Origin of the sequence: Actinokineospora xionganensis, from assembly GCF_014323725.1 — a bacterium.
Lineage (GTDB): Bacteria > Actinomycetota > Actinomycetes > Mycobacteriales > Pseudonocardiaceae > Actinokineospora > Actinokineospora xionganensis.
This window is the reverse complement of record NZ_JABVED010000036.1, coordinates 12,920-30,034: the sequence shown is the minus strand read 5'-3', so window position 1 is coordinate 30,034 and position 17,115 is coordinate 12,920. Positions and strand designations below refer to the sequence as shown.

The 17,115-nt window shown below is 66.5% G+C and carries 17 protein-coding genes and 1 tRNA gene; 11 read left to right on the top strand and 7 right to left on the bottom strand.

Features of this window, described 5'->3' with window-relative positions:
- Positions 1-1,170: 1,170 nt before the first annotated feature.
- Positions 1,171-1,902, bottom strand: coding sequence for a bifunctional diaminohydroxyphosphoribosylaminopyrimidine deaminase/5-amino-6-(5-phosphoribosylamino)uracil reductase RibD (gene ribD, locus GPZ80_RS31300; protein ID WP_312880679.1), 732 nt, complete (start codon positions 1,900-1,902; stop codon positions 1,171-1,173).
- Positions 1,896-3,119 carry a helix-turn-helix domain-containing protein gene (locus tag GPZ80_RS31295; RefSeq protein WP_187224711.1) on the bottom strand — a complete coding sequence of 408 codons (1,224 nt, stop codon included), beginning with the start codon at positions 3,117-3,119 and terminating at the stop codon, positions 1,896-1,898. The genes ribD and GPZ80_RS31295 overlap by 7 nt, the downstream gene beginning before the upstream one ends.
- A gap of 353 nt (positions 3,120-3,472) precedes the next feature.
- Here GPZ80_RS31295 and GPZ80_RS31290 point away from each other — a divergent pair, with 353 nt between their 5' ends.
- From GPZ80_RS31290 to GPZ80_RS31265, 6 genes are all read left to right on the top strand, one after another.
- Positions 3,473-3,697 (top strand): hypothetical protein, encoded by a 225-nt coding sequence (locus GPZ80_RS31290; RefSeq protein WP_187224710.1) that lies wholly within the window; start codon positions 3,473-3,475, stop codon positions 3,695-3,697.
- Positions 3,694-4,080: a hypothetical protein gene (locus GPZ80_RS31285; protein WP_187224709.1), complete on the top strand. Its 387-nt coding sequence runs from the start codon at positions 3,694-3,696 to the stop codon at positions 4,078-4,080. Before GPZ80_RS31290 ends, GPZ80_RS31285 begins: the two co-directional genes overlap by 4 nt.
- A gap of 94 nt (positions 4,081-4,174) precedes the next feature.
- Positions 4,175-4,411, top strand: a complete 237-nt coding sequence (locus GPZ80_RS31280) for a hypothetical protein (RefSeq protein ID WP_187224708.1) — start codon at positions 4,175-4,177, stop codon at positions 4,409-4,411.
- Between the two features lie 5 nt (positions 4,412-4,416).
- Positions 4,417-4,791 (top strand): hypothetical protein, encoded by a 375-nt coding sequence (locus GPZ80_RS31275; protein WP_187224707.1) that lies wholly within the window; start codon positions 4,417-4,419, stop codon positions 4,789-4,791.
- 3 nt (positions 4,792-4,794) lie between these two features.
- Positions 4,795-5,118, top strand: a complete 324-nt coding sequence (locus GPZ80_RS31270) for a hypothetical protein (RefSeq protein WP_187224706.1) — start codon at positions 4,795-4,797, stop codon at positions 5,116-5,118.
- 497 nt (positions 5,119-5,615) lie between these two features.
- A complete protein-coding gene (locus tag GPZ80_RS31265) occupies positions 5,616-5,981 on the top strand; it encodes a hypothetical protein (RefSeq protein ID WP_187224705.1) in 366 nt (121 codons plus the stop codon).
- An 11-nt stretch (positions 5,982-5,992) separates the two neighbouring features.
- Here the strand turns inward: GPZ80_RS31265 and GPZ80_RS31260 are convergent.
- The 3 genes from GPZ80_RS31260 to GPZ80_RS31250 form a co-directional block, all read right to left on the bottom strand.
- Positions 5,993-6,064 (bottom strand) — tRNA-Val (locus GPZ80_RS31260).
- Between the two features lie 40 nt (positions 6,065-6,104).
- Positions 6,105-6,569 carry a peroxiredoxin gene (locus tag GPZ80_RS31255; RefSeq protein WP_091371855.1) on the bottom strand — a complete coding sequence of 155 codons (465 nt, stop codon included), beginning with the start codon at positions 6,567-6,569 and terminating at the stop codon, positions 6,105-6,107.
- A 153-nt stretch (positions 6,570-6,722) separates the two neighbouring features.
- Positions 6,723-7,154, bottom strand: coding sequence for a DUF3052 domain-containing protein (locus GPZ80_RS31250; protein ID WP_091371858.1), 432 nt, complete (start codon positions 7,152-7,154; stop codon positions 6,723-6,725).
- 299 nt (positions 7,155-7,453) lie between these two features.
- Between GPZ80_RS31250 and aceE the strand changes: the two genes are divergently transcribed.
- On the top strand, positions 7,454-10,336 hold the full coding sequence (gene aceE / locus GPZ80_RS31245) for a pyruvate dehydrogenase (acetyl-transferring), homodimeric type (protein ID WP_246477666.1): 2,883 nt from the start codon (positions 7,454-7,456) through the stop codon (positions 10,334-10,336).
- A 61-nt stretch (positions 10,337-10,397) separates the two neighbouring features.
- Here aceE and GPZ80_RS31240 read toward each other — a convergent pair whose 3' ends face one another.
- Positions 10,398-11,771, bottom strand: coding sequence for an NAD(P)/FAD-dependent oxidoreductase (locus GPZ80_RS31240; protein ID WP_187224704.1), 1,374 nt, complete (start codon positions 11,769-11,771; stop codon positions 10,398-10,400).
- A 157-nt stretch (positions 11,772-11,928) separates the two neighbouring features.
- Positions 11,929-12,681 carry a mechanosensitive ion channel family protein gene (locus GPZ80_RS31235; protein ID WP_187224703.1) on the bottom strand — a complete coding sequence of 251 codons (753 nt, stop codon included), beginning with the start codon at positions 12,679-12,681 and terminating at the stop codon, positions 11,929-11,931.
- Positions 12,682-13,635: 954 nt separating this feature from the next.
- On the opposite strand from GPZ80_RS31235, the gene GPZ80_RS31230 reads away from it, so the two are divergent.
- The 4 genes from GPZ80_RS31230 (at position 13,636) to GPZ80_RS31215 (ending at position 17,113) form a co-directional block, all read left to right on the top strand.
- Positions 13,636-13,941, top strand: a complete 306-nt coding sequence (locus GPZ80_RS31230) for a DUF6412 domain-containing protein (protein ID WP_187224702.1) — start codon at positions 13,636-13,638, stop codon at positions 13,939-13,941.
- A 69-nt stretch (positions 13,942-14,010) separates the two neighbouring features.
- Positions 14,011-14,808: a membrane protein insertase YidC gene (gene yidC / locus GPZ80_RS31225; protein WP_187224701.1), complete on the top strand. Its 798-nt coding sequence runs from the start codon at positions 14,011-14,013 to the stop codon at positions 14,806-14,808.
- 37 nt (positions 14,809-14,845) lie between these two features.
- Complete coding sequence (locus GPZ80_RS31220; RefSeq protein ID WP_187224700.1) at positions 14,846-16,033, top strand: PucR family transcriptional regulator; 1,188 nt, start codon at positions 14,846-14,848, stop codon at positions 16,031-16,033.
- 156 nt (positions 16,034-16,189) lie between these two features.
- A complete protein-coding gene (locus GPZ80_RS31215; protein WP_187224699.1) occupies positions 16,190-17,113 on the top strand; it encodes an ACP S-malonyltransferase in 924 nt (307 codons plus the stop codon).
- Positions 17,114-17,115: the final 2 nt, after the last annotated feature.

Sequence of the window (17,115 nt, the reverse complement as noted above, 5' to 3'; positions counted from 1 at the left end):
CTACGAGACCACCGCAGGATGAAAAGGGCTCACTACAACGTGAGCATCCAGATGGCGGCGTGGAGAATGAACGGGACTGGGGCCAGGAAGCGCGCTCAGCGGGCTAAGAACTTTGGGCGGCGATAGCTCGCTTCTGAACACTGGCGAAGATCTTGCGATCGCCCGCCACCGTCGACGGGTGTGATGGCCTATTTCGAGTCAACTCTCGGTACCCACCAGGCGGCATCGACGATGTGGTGCGTCGTGGGCGGCAGGCCCAGGTTCAGCCTGGTCAGTTTCGGGAGTTCCGCCTACTGCTTCAAATGATCAAGGAAAGCCGATGGAGTCATACGTAACATCGCTATGAGGTGGTCCGACATAGTTGTCTAGGAGCTTCCTTACAGGCCGCAAACTCGTGATCGCGATGATCTTCGTTGTCCTCGCGATTCTCGCGTATCTGATATGACGACTGTCGAAGCATCCCAACCGTTGGGCGATCGGCGCTCTTGTTGTCAGCATCCTGAGTCTAGCGGCAGGAGCAATCAGCGCCTATAGCGATTTTGCGCTCATTGCCACCAGCAGCATCCGGGCCGACGATAAAGGAACTCAATTCATACCTGATAGTAGTCGTCAGCAGCCGACCGTACAGGCTTTCCCATTATCCGACCTGGGTACCCAAACTCCACAACGTCCGGGCGAAACTTCATTGCCTGCCGACTCGCCGGTGAAGCAGACCGGGCTACCACGTATGGAGGATGCTTGCCCACTCGCAGGCTATTCTGCGGATGCGTGGATTCCCGGACAAGTAGAGGCTCATTCCATCGCGGGACGGATTCTTCATGGGCCGGGGCAAGCCTACAACTGGACCTGCGGTTCGGCAGATAGCCCCCGTTTGACCCGTGACCAGATAAGCGCGGCCTGCAAGGCGTCGTAGCCAGGATCGCTTGCTTTTACCTGGGATCCCGATTATGCCTACTCTTGGACGTGCATAACGAACTGAACTTGCCAAGGCGCCCCGGCCAATAGCGACAAGGCCGGGCTGGCGAACCCGAATCGAGAAACCCCAAGAACACAACTGCAAGCCAAGTCATAGAGATCCACTGGACGCCGCCCGGGGCCGAGGAACCGGCAAATCCTAACGCTAGGTCCATTGCTCAACGCTTGAATATCTGGTAATGGCTTCGTGGTGAATCACCGCATCGGGCGTGCAACCAATCGCACATCCGACCCTGACCGTGCCACGTCGACCAGCTCTAGGCGGAGGATGTCAGTAATGGTGCGGATGCCAGCATCCTCAAGCCCACTTTTGCCTGAACCGAGGAGTGCGGGTGCCACATAGTTCACCACCCGATCCACGAGCTTCTGGGCGATGAAGCTCCCTGCCAGAGTGGGGCCGCCTTCGAGAAAGACGGCGCGCACGTCACGTTCCAGCAGACCCCGCAGCACTGCGGGCAGGTCGAGTCCTTTATCTGCGCGCTTGACGCGCAGCACGTCGACCACGTTCTCCAGGTGCGAGGCGTCGGCATCCTCAGCCACGACGACAAGCGTAGGTGCAGCGTCGTTGCAGACCTTGGCGTCGGCGGGGGTCCTGGCGTTGCTGTCAACGATCACACGAAGCGGCTGCTTCTTGGGGTCCTCAACGATGGAAAGGTCAAGCCGCGGATCATCGTTGCCGCGCACGGCCAGGTTCGGGTTATCTGCTTGCTGCGTTCCTGAGCCAACCACCGTGGCGTGACAGCCCGCCCGCAGTAGATGCACCTCGGCTCGGCTCTCGGCGCTGGTGATCCACTGACTGGTGCCGTCCTCGGCTGCAATCCTGCCGTCGAGCGTGGCGGCGAACTTGTAAACGACGAACGGGCGCCCGTACCTAGTGATGACGTCGTCCCACTCGTTCCGCCCCACCAGGTCGTCAACGCTCAGCACGATCGCTCGCCTCCCATGGCCGTAACCGCTTCAATGAAGTCTCGAACGCTGCTTTGCGTTCGCCAGGGTTCCATGATCGAGACACTCGTCGCCAGCTCACGCCGTGTCCGTTCAGATTGAGTGTTCCTAGCGATATCCAGTGCTTCGGTGCCGCTCGCCACGGCCGCGTCGAGCTGACCAGCTCTGGCTGCGACCACCGTCCGACGAGCCAGGTGCAGGCCACGCTCGCGGTGGAAAGCGTTCGGCCACTCCAGCATGATCGCGTCGTACTCGTCCAAGGCCCGCTGATGATCGCCGAGCGTGCTGTAGATCGCCGCGCGCTGAACGGTGACGTAGTGCGTCGTGCAGTAGCTTCCCAAAGCGTGCGGATCGTGCTGCTGCGCGGGTGATGCGGCGAGTTCTTGGGCGTGGTCAAGACGAGCGAGCGCGTCACGCTCTTGGCCATCAAGAGCGCTAGCGTGAGCAGCTTGCTGGTAAATGGCGGCCTTCACCGTTGGGCTGGCTACCTGAGGCTCATATCGAATGGCCGCGTCAGCAAGCATGGTAATTCGCGCTCGTTCCTGGGTGAGCTGCGCTTGCTGGCTCATGCGCATGAGGACGTAAGCCGCGACGTTGGCGCTACCAGATGCGAGTGCCCACTCCAACGCCCGGTTTGACCAAGCTGCACCCGTCGCCAAGTCACCAAGATCGTCAGCCAGCCAGCCGCAGAACTCGGCGAACAACGCCCCAATCTCGAACAACCGTGACCGGCCACGCGGCGCGATCCGCTCGTACAGGCCAGCAATATTCTCGACCTGCTCAGCCGCCGACCGTATTAGACGGCCGGGGCCGAGCAAGCTATCGGCAGTGACAAGCGAGCTTCGGAGCTGCGCGAAGTTGTCCATGACCGCCGGATCGACTGCTCCGCGAGCAGGCCAAGCGCCCGCGGTGGACGCGATGCCGAGGCCGAGCGCAGCTTGTATAACGGTCCGGCGCTTCATATCGTCATCAGTATCACGAGGAGCACTGGCCGGTACATCGGCTAGCAGCTCGTCCAACTGATCACCTTCGACTTGCAGATGTCGCGCAATCTTCGGCCGGAGCCAGGGCTGCGGATTCGAAATGCCGAGCTCCCATCGGCGGACGGTCGACGTGTCGACGCCCAACCGCTCGGCGAGTGCTTCCTGGCTGAACCCGAGCGACTTTCGCCGCGCAGCCAAGCGCGGTCGTTTCGCCACCGCGTTCCCTCCTTCTTGGGGCATCGCGTGCGGGACGCAGGCCAGGGGCCGCAATGCACGGATTTTGCCCGCAAACCGCCAGTCATAACGCCCTGTGCCTGACTGGCTACAGGCCCTTCCATAGGCAGCGTACGGCCTGGGCAGGCCAGGCGGCAACGCACCGGAGGGCCAGTGAGCAGGCACTTTCCGCCATCGAAACGATCATATTCTCGGCCGCTGGTGATCACACCGACGTACCGGCGGGCGGCCACAAAGACCAGCAAGTTCGGCGATGGTGGTGCCCCGACCCGTCGCCGATCTTGCCTCCACGTGAACAGTTCCGTGACCGTTGAACGCCACCAGGCGGTGTAGGCGTGACGAGCAGGGATAAGGCGAACAGCAAGTCCGCCGATCGGTTGGTCGCCCTGACCGTCGACGTCACCATTCCCGAACTCAGCGCCCTGAGCCGCGCAGCCGTCATCGTGACGTCGGACTGGGATGTTCCACCCGTCCGGGCTGCGGAACGCGGCCTGCGCAAGGTACGCCAAGCGGCCAAGCAGCACCCGGTACTGCCGACCGAGTGCAAGGAGCAGTCATGAGATCTCGCACCCCATACCCCTTGGTCTATGGCTATGTTCACAACGTCCGTGAGCAGCCAGAACGCTTTGCTGAGGCCAAAGAACAGATCGAGCTGTGGTGTGTCAGCGAAGGCTGGCACCTGGGTGCTGTCTACTCCGACGTCGGCTCGCTGCTCGACGTCGAAGATCGCATCGGCTTCTGCGGCTTGGTGCAAGCGCTGGCCATGCCAGATGCCGCCGCGGCCGTGCTGCTGAACAGGGACCACCTGTCGTATCGCCCGGATGTGGTGGCGGCCTTGGTCAACCAGATTCGGCGCACCGGCGCCGCTGTCTGGTTGCGCGACGGCGAACTACCGGAGATCGCCAAGAAGCTCCGCCGAGGACAGGCACAGTGGTCGCGGTGATCCTGTTGGTAGGGCTGGAAGTCCTTGCCGCCACGGTGTTCGTCATCCGGTTGGTGAACAGGCTCGGTCGGAGGCGAGCAGCCGGGGCGACGCGATGACCGCGCCGACTCCCCTCAAGCATTACAAGCAACTACTGCTCGACCTCAACGACGTCAACCAAGCGCTCCGCGCCTACTTGGAAAGCGTCATCGCGGCGCGCAGCGACGACGGCGAAGCCATTCCGGCAATCACCGAATCGAACCTGGGCTCCGCCCTGGTCGAAGTCGGCCTCGACCTCATCGCACGAGCCGCCCATCGGGTGCCGGACGCGAAGCCGGGTGACGAGCGGTGAACCACATGCCGATGTGGGTCGCCACCGCCGCCTATCTACCCGTGGTTTTGCTGCTGGCTGCGTTCGTCGACTGGCTGGGGCGGGATTCCTACCGCGAAAAGCAGCGAGACCAAATTGCCGTGAGGTTCGCCGTGAAGCACGCCAGGCCCGAGAACCGCCACGACCTGGATGACACCTTCGGACGTCAGCCCGTGTCGGTGGCCGAGCTGCTGGAGGACGCCGTTCGAGAAGGCCGTGGCGTTCGGCTGCACTGGACCGAGGCCGACACCGATCCTCACGGCCTGGTGGCTACACCACCCGATGACGACTGGCCGACTGTCGTCCTTCCCTGCGAACTCCTCCAGCGCGCAGAACGTGGCCATTACGAGCTGGAACGGTGAGCAGTGTCCGATCCCAAGCAGGTCGGCGCGACCAACTCGACACCCACCAAACGCGGCTTCCACCGGCTGTCCATCTTGCTGAGCATGGACTTCAGCGTGGTGGTCTTGTTCCGCCACAACTTCCGTGCCAACCACATGACGTGCATCTGGGCTGGCGGGCCGAGCCCGGACACGATGCGTCGGCAGGCTGAGACCTACGTCGGCCGAATCCCAGGGCTCGATCTCACTGGAGTGGAGTGGGTCAACTCCGCGGTGCTGCTCAACGCAGTGAACCGGCCGAAGTGCCGACGAAGCCACCACGACATTGAGGGGCGGGACTACCGGTGAGCACTGGCCTGCGTCACCGCCAGGTCGAGCAATTCGCGACATTCTTCTGACAGGAGTGTTCTGACCCCAGTGGTGCTAGCGGTAAACCGCCGCTAGCACCACTGGGGGAACAACACCGTCTGATTCTCCAGCACGCCACCAATCGCCACGACACCACGTACAAGTACTTCTTCTGCTCCGGACGCTACGACCACCTCTGCGAGCTGCCCTATCTTGGGACTGAACGGGTGGAGGAGGTCATCGAGCAGCACTACGCCACCGTGCGCTTCGATGAGACCTTCATCGGGGAGATGCGCGAGCACGTCAGGGAAACCATCGACACCAGAGTGCGTCGGCCCGCCTGCTCCACCGACAGCTCACCGCCCAACTCAAGGCGCTCGAGGTCAAGGAGCCCAACCTCATCGACTTGGCCGCCGACCGGTTGTTGCCCCGGGGCAAGATCCGGGACAAGCTCCACGCGATCGCCCAGCAGCGGGACCGTTTGGCCGCCCGCTTGGGTGAAACCTTCGAAGACCTCAGCGGAGGCAGCAGCTCTCGTCGACCTGTGCCTGGAACTGCTCGGCGACCCGCAGGGGCTATACCTGCGCTGCTCCGACGAACAACGTCGCCTGTTGAACCAGGCTCTGTTCGAGGTGCTCTACATAGAAGAGCATGACGGCGAGCTGACTGTGACCTATCGGCTCAAAGAGCCGTTCGCCGAGTTGCAGGCCCTACATCAGGGTGCTGGTGCCGCACTGGATACGGCAGGTGCCGACGAACCACGAACAGCCGAAAGCACCCCGATCCTGGCGGCAGGAGGTGCTGGTACGGGCTCTCTTAGTGTCCCTACAGGCTGGCGCTTGGTTGGCCAAGGGTTCCAGTAGGGGGTGCGAGGTGGGCGCAGCAGGATTCGAACCTGCGACCGCTCGGGTGTAAACCGAGTGCTCTCCCGCTGAGCTATGCGCCCGCACGCCGGTGCCTCGAAGAGGCACCGGTCGTGGAAGAACTTAACCCTTGAGCGACGAGACGGCCTTCTTCCAGGCGTCCTGGTCGCGGGCTTCGCCCGGGGCGTTGATCTCGGCGAACTGGACGACGCCCTCGGTGTCGATGAGGAACGTGCCGCGGTTCGCGAGGCCCGCGGCCTCGTTGAACACGCCGTACTCCGTGGCGACGGCGCCGTGGGGCCAGAAGTCGGACAGCAGCGGGAAGGTGTAGCCCTCCTGCTCGGCCCAGGCCTTGAGGCTGAACGGGGTGTCGACGGAGACGCCGATGACCTGAACGTCGCTGTCGGTGTAGGTCGACAGCTCGTCACGGACCTGGCAGAGCTCACCGGTGCAGATGCCGCTGAAGGCGAACGGGTAGAACACCAGCAGGACGTTCTTGGAACCCTGGAAGTCCGACAGCTTCACCGGCTGCTTGTTGTAGTCGTTGAGCGTGAAATCCGGAGCCTTCGACCCGACCGCGACTGCCATGACCCGGCATCCTCCTGCGAATTGGGGCGCGCGTGGGCGCCCGCCAATCGTGCGTGTGGTTCCAACCCTAGGCCACCGGCCCGCGACGGCACCGTGATGTCCACCTCGTGGACCGGGAGGCCCCTGAATCAGGGGCCTCCCGGTCGCACGAGGTCAGCGCTTGGCTTTGACCGACTTGGGCGACACCAGCCTCGTGCCGGACCAGTCGGGTCCGACGCTGATGCTGGAGGTCTGTGCGAGTCCCGCGGTCGGCACCGCCTCGGCGATGTCGCTGGGCTCGACGTGTCCGTCGCGGCCCGTCTTCGGGGTCAATACCCAGATCACGCCGTTCTCGGCGAGCGGGCCGATGGCGTCCATGAGGGCGTCGACAAGATCGCCGTCGTCCTCGCGCCACCACAGCAGAACGACGTCGACGACATCGTCGGCGTCCTCATCGAGGAGATCGGAGCCAATTCGCTCCTCGATGGCGGCACGGAGATCGTCGTCTACGTCCTCGTCCCAGCCGATCTCCTGGACAACGGTGCCTTCTTCGATCCCCAGTTTGTCGGCGACGCCGGCATTGCCGGTGTCTCCCGCGGCCACCACGGTGTCACTCCTCCAGTTGATTTCGCACGGTCATCAGGGCCCATCTTGGCCTGTCCGACCGCGTAACGCCTGTTCGGTTAGGCGATAGCGAACACTGAGTGTGCCCACCAGCGCAACCGTGGAGTCCTCGACACGCCGCAAAGAGGTCTCCGTGCCTGCTCTGAGGAGTGTCCTGGCACCCGTACTGACCAGTAACGATGACGGCGGCGTCGATTCAGACGAACATGGCAGAGTGTCCCCTCGCGCGCGTTAACGCGCGCGCGATTTATATACACCTTCGAAGCAGGCTGGAGCTCGAGTTGCCAACCCAGAACAGCAACCCAGGCACTCCCGAGCGCGTGCGCGTGATCCGCGACGGGCTCGCGGCGCATCTGCCGGACATCGATCCGGAGGAGACGTCGGAATGGCTGGAGTCGTTCGACGCCGCGCTCAAGGGCGGCGGGCAGCAGCGTGCCCGGTACCTGATGCTGCGGCTGCTCGAGCGCGCCCGTGAGAGCCACGTCGGCGTCCCGTCGCTCACGAGCACGGACTACGTCAACACCATCCCGACCGACCGCGAGCCGTGGTTCCCCGGCGACGAGGAGGTCGAGCGCCGCTACCGGGCGTGGGTTCGGTGGAACGCGGCGATGACCGTGCACCGCGCGCAGCGGCCGGGCGTGGGTGTCGGTGGTCACATTTCGACGTACGCCTCCTCAGCGGCCCTCTATGAGGTCGGCTTCAACTGGTTCTTCCGCGGCAAGGACCACCCCGGCGGCGGCGACCACATCTACGTCCAGGGCCACGCCTCCCCCGGCATCTACGCCCGCGCGTTCCTCGAGGGCAGGCTCTCGACCGAGCAGCTCGACGGGTTCCGCCAGGAGCTCTCGCACGCGGGCCCCGGCGGCGGCCTGCCGTCGTACCCGCACCCGCGGCTGATGCCCGACTTCTGGGAGTTCCCGACCGTCTCCATGGGCCTCGGCCCGATGAACGCCATCTATCAAGCCCGTTTCAACCGCTACCTGCACGCCCGCGGCATCAAGGACACCTCCGACCAGCGCGTGTGGGCGTTCCTCGGCGACGGCGAGATGGACGAGCCCGAGTCGCGCGGCCTGATCCACGTCGCGGCCAACGAGGGCCTCGACAACCTGACCTTCGTGATCAACTGCAACCTGCAGCGGCTCGACGGCCCGGTCCGCGGCAACGGCAAGATCATCCAGGAGCTGGAGTCCTACTTCCGCGGCGCGGGCTGGAACGTCATCAAGGTCATCTGGGGCCGCGAGTGGGACTCGCTGCTGCACGCCGACCGCGACGGCGCCCTGGTCAACCTGATGAACCAGACCCCCGACGGCGACTACCAGACGTACAAGGCCAACGACGGCGCGTTCGTCCGCGAGCACTTCTTCGGCCGCGACCCGCGCACCAAGGCGCTGGTCGACCCGATGACCGACCAGGAGATCTGGAACCTCAAGCGCGGCGGCCACGACTACCGCAAGGTCTTCGCGGCCTACCAGGCGGCCACCGAGCACCACGGCCAGCCGACGGTGATCCTGGCCAAGACGATCAAGGGCTACAACCTCGGTCCGCACTTCGAGGCGCGCAACGCGACGCACCAGATGAAGAAGATGACCCTGGACGACCTCAAGCAGTTCCGGGACACGCTGCGCATCCCGATCGAGGACGCGGAGCTGGAGAAGGACCCGTACCTGCCGCCTTACTACCACCCGGGCCAGGACTCGCCCGAGATCCAGTACCTGCAGGAACGCCGTCGCCAGCTCGGTGGCTACCTGCCCGAGCGCCGCTCGAAGGCCAAGGCGCTGGTGCTTCCCGGCGACCAGGTCTACGACGTGATCCGGCGCGGCTCCGGCAAGCAGGACGTCGCCACCACGCAGGCGTTCGTCCGGCTGGTGCGCGACCTGGCAAAGGACAAGGAGATCGGCGCGCGGATCGTGCCGATCATCCCGGACGAGGCCCGCACGTTCGGCATGGACTCGATGTTCCCGACCCAGAAGATCTACAACCACCAGGGTCAGCTCTACACCTCGGTGGACGCCTCGCTCATGCTGTCCTACAAGGAAAGCGAGTCGGGCCAGATCCTGCACGAGGGCATCAACGAGGCAGGCTCGACCGCGTCGTTCACCGCCGTGGGCACGTCGTACGCCACGCATGGCGAGCCGATGATCCCGATCTACATCTTCTACTCGATGTTCGGCTTCCAGCGCACCGGCGACGGCCTGTGGGCGGCGGCGGACCAGATGGCCCGCGGCTTCGTCCTCGGCGCCACCGCGGGACGCACGACGCTGACCGGGGAGGGCCTGCAGCACAACGACGGGCACTCGCTGCTGCTCGCGGCGACCAACCCGGCGGCGGTGTCCTACGACGCGGGCTGGTCGTATGAGATCGCGCACATCGTCAAGGACGGCCTGCGGCGGATGTACGGCGAGCAGGCGGAGGACATCTTCTACTACCTGACCGTCTACAACGACCCGTACCAGCAGCCCGCGGAGCCGGAGAACCTCGACGTCGAGGGCCTGCTGCGGGGGCTCTACCGGTACCTGGACGCGCCCGAGGGCTCAGGTCCGCGCGCGCAGGTCCTCGCCTCCGGCGTGGCGATGCCGTGGGCGGTCAAGGCCCAGCAGATGCTGGCCGAGGAGTGGGGCGTGCAGGTCGACGTCTGGTCGGCCACGTCGTGGTCGGAGCTGCGGCGCGAGGCGGTCGACATCGAGCGGCACAACATGCTGCACCCCGAGGCCGAGCCGCGGGTGCCGTACGTGACGTCGGTGCTCAAGGACAGCCCCGGCCCCGTGATCGCGGTGTCGGACTGGATGAGCGCGGTGCCGGACCTGATCCGCCCGTGGGTGCCGGCCGACATGACCACCCTGGGCACCGACGGGTTCGGCTTCTCCGACACCCGCCCGGCCGCCCGAAGGCACTTCCTCGTCGACGCCGAGTCGATCACCGTCGCCGTCCTGGCCGCTTTGGCCCGGCGCGGCGAGGTCGACCAGTCGAAGGTCGTGGAGTCGGCCCGCAAGTACCGCCTCGACGACGTCACCGCAGCCGGCCCGCAAACNACCGTCGCCGTCCTGGCCGCTTTGGCCCGGCGCGGCGAGGTCGACCAGTCGAAGGTCGTGGAGTCGGCCCGCAAGTACCGCCTCGACGACGTCACCGCAGCCGGCCCGCAAACCTCCGACCCCGGCTCCGCCTAACCCCCCGCTCGCGCCCCCAATTCGGTCGCGAGTCCAACGTTCAAAACAACGAGTCCAACGTTCAGCACATCCGACGTACCAGCTCACGACGACGTGCAGCCGAAGTCGATGTACTGAACGTTGGACTCGTTGTTTTGAACGTTGGACTCGCGACCGAATCGGGGAGGCGGGGGACTCGCAGGTCCAGGGCGACGACGTCGCGGCGGAGCAGGAAGGCCATCAGCCAGTCGGCAAGTACGCGGACCTTGCGGTTGAGGGTCGGCACGCGGGTGACGTGGTAGGCGCGGTGCATCAACCACGCGATCACGCCGCGCAGCCGGATGCCGTAGATCTCCGCGACCCCCTTGTGCAGGCCCAGGCTGGCCACCGAGCCGGCGTGGGAGTGCTTGTACGGCTTGGGTTCCCGGCTACGCAGTGAGCGGATGATGTTGTCCGCCAACAGTTTCGCCTGCCGCACGGCGTGCTGCGCACTGGGCGCGCACCAGGCGCCCGCCGTCGACAGGTCGGGCACGGCGGCGCTGTCGCCCGCGGTCCACATTCCCTCGTAGCCCGGCACGCGCAGCGTCGTCGAGGCGACCAGCCGACCACGCGGGTCGACCGGCAGCCCACTGGCCTGGGCCAGCGGGTTGGCCCGGACGCCCGCCGTCCACACGACGGTGTCGGCGTCGAACTCCTCGCCGTCGCTGAGCACGACGTGCCCGTCGACCATGCTGGTCACCGTGGTGCCCAGCAGGACCCGCATCCCGCGCTTCTCCAGCCGCCGCACGGTGTACGCGGCGAGTGAGGGGCTGACCTCGGGCATGATCCGGTCCGCCGCCTCGACGAGCACCCACCGCATGTCCGAGGGCGCCAACTCGGGATAGACCCGCAGCGCGAACCGGGCCATGTCCTCCAACTCGCCGAACGCCTCCACCCCGGCGTACCCACCGCCCACGACGACGAACGTCAGCGCGCGCCTGCGCACCTCGGGGTCGGTCGTGCTCGCGGCCACATCGAGCCGGGAGAGCACCTGGTTGCGCAGGTAGATGGCCTCACCGACGGTGGAGAACCCGATCGCGCACTCGGCCAGACCCGGCACGGGTTGGGTGCGCGCCACCGACCCCGCGGCCAACACGATCACGTCGTAGGCCAGTTCGGTCGGCACGCCCTCGACGGGCACCACTGTCGCCACCTTCCGCCGGTGATCGACCCCGGTGACGCTGCCGGTCACCACCCGGCACCCGCGCAACACCTTGCGCAGCGGGACGACAACGTGACGCGGCTCGATGGAGCCGGCCGCCGCCTCCGGCAGGAACGGCTGATACGTCATGGTCGGACGGGGATCGACCACAGTCACGGTCCCCTCACCGGCCCGAAGCTTCTTCTGCAAGCGGTACGCGGCGTAGAGGCCCACATAGCCCCCGCCGACGATCAGGATGTGCGGTCGCTCGGTCATGCCACGAGCGTGCCCCGGTCCACCACGAAGATCATCCCGCGCGAGAGCGAACCCCACTCCCCCACAGGTGTGAGCCGGTCCCAGCCGACACAGGACCAAAGTCCCGGCACGAAACGGCGGCGCCAGGCCAGAAGCCCGACGCCGCCGCGAAATCCGACTAACGACGCGAATCGTGCGCCGGCCGGTCCATCGTCGCCTCGACGTTGGGCGCGGTCTCCACCCGCGGCCGTGGCGCGTGGTCGGTCGTGCCCATCTGCGACTGCGCGCGCTCGAGCCAACCACCCCACCGCTCCGACATGGGCTTGATCAGGCCACCACCCAAGCCGACGATCAGGATGCCGCCGATGGTCGCCAGCACCGTGATCAACACCGGCATCGTCACCGTCGTCGCGATGTTGACCTGGTTCAGCGCCGCGATGACACCGAACGCGATGATGAAGACATACGCGATGGTGCCCAGCATCGGACCGAACGGCCGGTTGCCCAACGCGCTCGTGATCAGGTCGCGAACAACCTTGCCGACCGCCGCCGCCACGATGAGCAGCACAACCGCCACGACAATCCGCGGCAGGAACGCGATGACATCGTTGAGCAGAGCGCTGACCGGGTTCGACTCGCCGAACACGCCGAACGCCAACTGCAGTGCGATCAGAAGAATGAAGTAATAGACCAACTTCACCAGGATGTTGCCGACATCGACCCCGGAATTGCGAGCCAGACCGGACATCCCGGTCTTCTCCATCAGCTTACTGAAACCGAGCTTGCCCATCACCATGGACAAACCCTTGGCCACAGCCTTCGCGATGAGCCAGCCGATCAAAAGAATGATGAGAAAGCCGAGGAGCTTCGGCACGAACGTGGCAACCATCGACCACGCCGCACCCAACCCTTCCCGCAGTTCCGCACCCATGATGTGTACCTCCTAGGCCCCCGACGGGCAGATCTCTGTCCTGGGAGATCGTTTCCCACGTCACCCGCCCCGGCAACCGCAACACATCCCACGAATGGGTTAAAACCGCCGAATCGCATGGCACCACCGCCAAGATCTATCCATAGTGGAACTACCGGTGGGGACCGGGGAGATGGGCCGCCCGGCATCGAGCGCACCGAAATTGCCGGGCGGCCCGCCCGATTCCGCTTGCATGTTCGCGGAACGCGCTCACCGGATGGATCGGGCGTCATTTGTCCTGGGGGGCGACCCCCCAGACCCCCACGGTGCGATCGGTGACCAATCCAGCCCTGCCGGATCAGCGCGGCTCGCGCCGCGCACAACGGGTGTGTAACCGGTAGACACGCCCCCCCCGGTGCGATCGGCGACCAAACCAGCCCTACCGGATCAACGGGGCTCGCGCCGCGCGCAACGGGTGTGTAACCGGTAGACACGACCCCCACGGTGCGATCGGCGACCAAACCAGCCCTATCGGATCAACGGGGCTCGCGCCGCGCGCATCGGGAACGTGACCCACGCGAGTCCGCCCACGGTGCGATCAGTGGTCAATCCAGCCGTAGCCAGGTTGCGCACCCGGGGGCTCGCGCTGCGCGCATCGAGGTGATGGAGGGTATTGGCCTGCCTGACTCTCTTCCTGGGCTCGGTGTTCTCCACCAGCCCATCACCCGGAACGCAAGGGGCACATCCGGGCGGCCTGATCAGGTGTTTGCCCACCACCCGACCCCCGAAACACCATTCAGGCAACCGCATGCCCATGACGCCTGCCCCAAACCACACGCCCAGTCCGGTGCCTCATCCCAAGAAGCGGCCAGCGACGAAATCCTGTGTACCAAAACGACTCATGCGCCAGAGCCCGGGGCCGCCCGGTTCGAGGATGGCCGCGGGGCCGGGTGGGAAATGGGTACAGTCGGGGGTATGGGATCTGGGAGTGGGGTGGGGGTGCGGCTCAGGTTTGTGGTCGCGCTGGTTCTTCCCGCGCTCTTCCTCGCCCTCCCCACCGTCGGCAACCTGAACCCGCTGGCACTCGCCGCGGGTCTCGCCGTCGCGCTGATCGCCTGTGTGCTGCACATCCGGGTCGAGCCCGATGCGGCGCCCGCGCACGTGCGGGCCGTCAGCCTTCGTGAGCACGCCCGGCTCGCCAACGTCCTGCGCCTGCGCGACCCCGGCACACCTGGCCGCGCGCGGCCACGAGCTCCGTCACCCGGCAGCGCGGCTGCCTGACTCCCCAAGCGGATGAGGCAGTCGCTCGCGGCTGTCCGAACCCATCCGACGTGACGGAGTGATCTCTCGATGTTCGACGTCTTTCTCTACCCCGTTTCCGCTGTCCTCTGGTTCTGGCACCTGGTCTTCGACTCCCTGCTCGGCTCCGGCGGAGCCGCCTGGGTGCTGGCAGTCGTCTTCCTGGTTTTCACCATCCGGGCCCTCCTGGTCCGCCCCGCGCTCAGCCAACTCCGTGCCGCCCGACGCACGCAGAAAGTCGCACCCCAGGTGCAGAAGATCCGCGAGAAGTACAAGGGCGACCAGGCGCGCATGGTCGCCGAAATCCAGAAACTGCACGCCGACAACGGAAGCAACCCGCTCGGCGGCTGTCTGCCCGCGCTCCTGCAGATCCCCGCGTTCCTCAGCCTGTTCTGGGTGTTGCGCGGCTTCACCCCCGGCGCCGAGTCCAACTACGTGTTCGACCGGGCCGGTGTCGAGTCGTTTCTCACCGCGGACCTGTTCGGCGCCAAGCTCGGCAACTGGCTCAGCCAGCCCACCGCGGACCTGATCGCGTTCGGGACCGACCGGGCGCACATGGTCGCCGTGGGTGTTCCGCTCATCGTCCTGGCCGGCCTCGCGACGTTCCTGACCATGCGCATGAGCCTGCGGCGGCAGGACAACACCACCAGCCCGCAACTCGCCGCCGTGAGCAAGGCGATGATGTACCTCGCGCCGATCGGAATGCTGGTCTCCGGGGCGTTCTTCCCGTTGCCCATCGGGGTGCTGCTCTACTTCCTCGCGGGCAACCTGTGGACTTTCGTCCAACAGCACATCCTCACCAGCCTGGTGGACGGCGAGGACCATCCACAAGAGACCAGGCGGCGCTGACGGGCCGCTGGCGAACACCGTGTGGGAGTGTGGAGAGATGAGTGGGGCGTCGGCAGGCTTGTCCGCCGAGACGTTGGACGCGGTGGAACGGGCGTCGGGCAAGTTGGCGTCCGCCGCTGTCGCGGCCATGGAAGGACAGTTCGCCTGGTTCGTGCGGATGCCCGCCGACCAACGCGCGTCGGTGCTGCTCGTCGCGCAGAGCGGGGTGGCCGGGTTCGCGGCGTGGCTGCGCAACCCGATGGAAGCCCTGCGCATGACCACCGACACCTTTCGCGGCGCCCCGCGCGACCTGTCCCGCTGGGTCAGCCTCCGGCAGACCGTCGAGATGGTCCGGGTGTCGCTGAAGATCTTCGAGGAGATGGTGCCGGACCTCGCGGCCAACGACGAGGACCGGGCGCTGCTGGCCGAGGCCGTCCTGCGCTACGGGCGCGAGGTCGCGTTCGCCTCCGCGATGTCCTACGCGTCCGCCGCCGAGGCCCGCGGCGCCTGGGACGCCCGGCTCGAAGCCCTGGTCGTCGACGGGATCGTCCGTGGCGACGCCGAGGAGTCGCTGCTCTCACGCGCCGCGGCTCTCGGCTGGGACCCAGGCTCCGAGGCCACCGTGCTCGTCGGCAATCCGCCGTCCGACGACCCGCCGACGGTCGTGTTCGAGGTCCGCAGCCGCGCCGCCCGGGTCAGCCGACCCGTGCTGCTCGGCGTCCAGGGCTCCCGGCTGGTCGTGGTGCTCGGCGGCCCGACCGAGGACGGCGCCGACCGTGAGGTAATGGGGAAGATAGCCGAGGCGTTCGGCGAGGGCGCGGTCGTCGCGGGCCCCACCGTCGCCAGCCTCGCCGAGGCGCACCGCAGCTCCGCCGACGCGCTGTCCGGGCTCCGCGCGGTCGTGGCTTGGCGGGAGGCGCCCCGGCCTGTGCGGTCGACGGACCTGCTGCCGGAGCGGGCGCTCGCGGGCGACCCGGAGGCCGAGTTCCAGCTCATCGACCGGATCGCGCGCCCCCTGGAAGAGGCGGGTGGTTCGCTGCAGGAGACCGTCGAGGCGTACCTGTCGACCGGGGGCGTCCTCGAGACCTGCGCGCGGCAGCTCTTCGTCCACCCGAACACCGTCCGGTACCGCCTGCGCAAGGCGACGGAGCTGACCGGACGAAACGCGAATGATCCTCGCGACGCGCTCGTGCTGCGGATCGCACTGGCGGTCGGCAGGCTGTCAAGGGCTCGCGGGCTCTGGTAGCCACCTTTTTTGGTGGTTATCGACACAACTGACAACGAATACCCGCCCGTAGCGTTCACCGACTAGTCACATTTGTAGACTCCCTACAACAGAGGCCGCGCAACTTGGTGAGTGCCGACATGCATAACAGGGGCCCGGACAGTGTCTAGTGAGCAGGTGATCGCGCTACTCGCTCCTGGGCAAGGCTCCCAGACCCCCGGCATGCTCAGCCCATGGCTCGAACTGCCGGGCGCGGCTGATCGACTGGCGGCCTGGTCGGACATCGCGGGCCTCGACCTGACCCGGTTGGGCACCACCGCCGAGGCCGACGAGATCAAGGACACCGCGATCACCCAGCCGCTCATCGTGGCGGCCACCCTGCTCGCGTTCGAGGAGCTGCGCTCGCGCGTGGAGATCCCGGCGGACGCCGTCATCGCCGGACACTCGATCGGCGAGTTCGCCGCCGCCGCCATGGCGGGCGTGCTCACCGCCGAGGACGCCATCGCGCTGGCCGCCGTGCGCGGCCGGGAGATGGCCGCCGCGTGCGAGCTCGAGCCCACCGGCATGGCCGCCATGGTGCGCGGCACCGAAGAGGCCATCCTCGCCCGCCTCGCCGAGCTCGACCTCGTCGCCGCCAACCGCAACGGCGCGGGCCAGATCGTCGCCGCCGGGTCACTGGCCGCGCTGGAGAAGCTCGCCGCCGAGCCGCCCACCGACACGAAGGTGATCACCCTCAAGGTCGCGGGCGCGTTCCACACCCACTACATGGCGCCCGCCCAGCAGGCCCTCGCCGCGCACGCCGCGACGCTCGCCACCCCGGCGAACCCCGTCTTCACGCTGCTGTCCAACCGGGACGGCGCCGCAGTCGCCGACGGCGCCGAGGTGCTCGCCCGGCTCATCGACCAGGTCACCAACCCCGTCCGCTGGGACCGCTGCATGGCGACGATGGCCGAGCTCGGCGTCGACGGCATCGTCGAGTTCCCGCCCGCGGGCGCGCTCGTCGGCCTGGCAAAGCGGGAACTCAAAGGCACCCCCACCGTGGCCATGAAGACCCCCGAGAACCTCGACACGGTGACCGACATGATCGGAAGTAGCGCGTGACC

Bases quoted from the DNA above. Each gene is read 5' to 3' on its own strand.
- GPZ80_RS31240 (WP_187224704.1), bottom strand. From the start codon at position 11,771: ATGACCGAGCGACCGCACATCCTGATCGTCGGCGGGGGCTATGTGGGC.
- GPZ80_RS31255 (WP_091371855.1), bottom strand. From the start codon at position 6,569: ATGGCAGTCGCGGTCGGGTCGAAGGCTCCGGATTTCACGCTCAACGAC.
- GPZ80_RS31220 (WP_187224700.1), top strand. From the start codon at position 14,846: ATGAGTGGGGCGTCGGCAGGCTTGTCCGCCGAGACGTTGGACGCGGTG.
- yidC (WP_187224701.1), top strand. From the start codon at position 14,011: ATGTTCGACGTCTTTCTCTACCCCGTTTCCGCTGTCCTCTGGTTCTGG.
- GPZ80_RS31285 (WP_187224709.1), top strand. From the start codon at position 3,694: ATGAGATCTCGCACCCCATACCCCTTGGTCTATGGCTATGTTCACAAC.
- GPZ80_RS31235 (WP_187224703.1), bottom strand. From the start codon at position 12,681: ATGGGTGCGGAACTGCGGGAAGGGTTGGGTGCGGCGTGGTCGATGGTT.
- GPZ80_RS31230 (WP_187224702.1), top strand. From the start codon at position 13,636: ATGGGATCTGGGAGTGGGGTGGGGGTGCGGCTCAGGTTTGTGGTCGCG.
- GPZ80_RS31280 (WP_187224708.1), top strand. From the start codon at position 4,175: ATGACCGCGCCGACTCCCCTCAAGCATTACAAGCAACTACTGCTCGAC.
- GPZ80_RS31275 (WP_187224707.1), top strand. From the start codon at position 4,417: ATGCCGATGTGGGTCGCCACCGCCGCCTATCTACCCGTGGTTTTGCTG.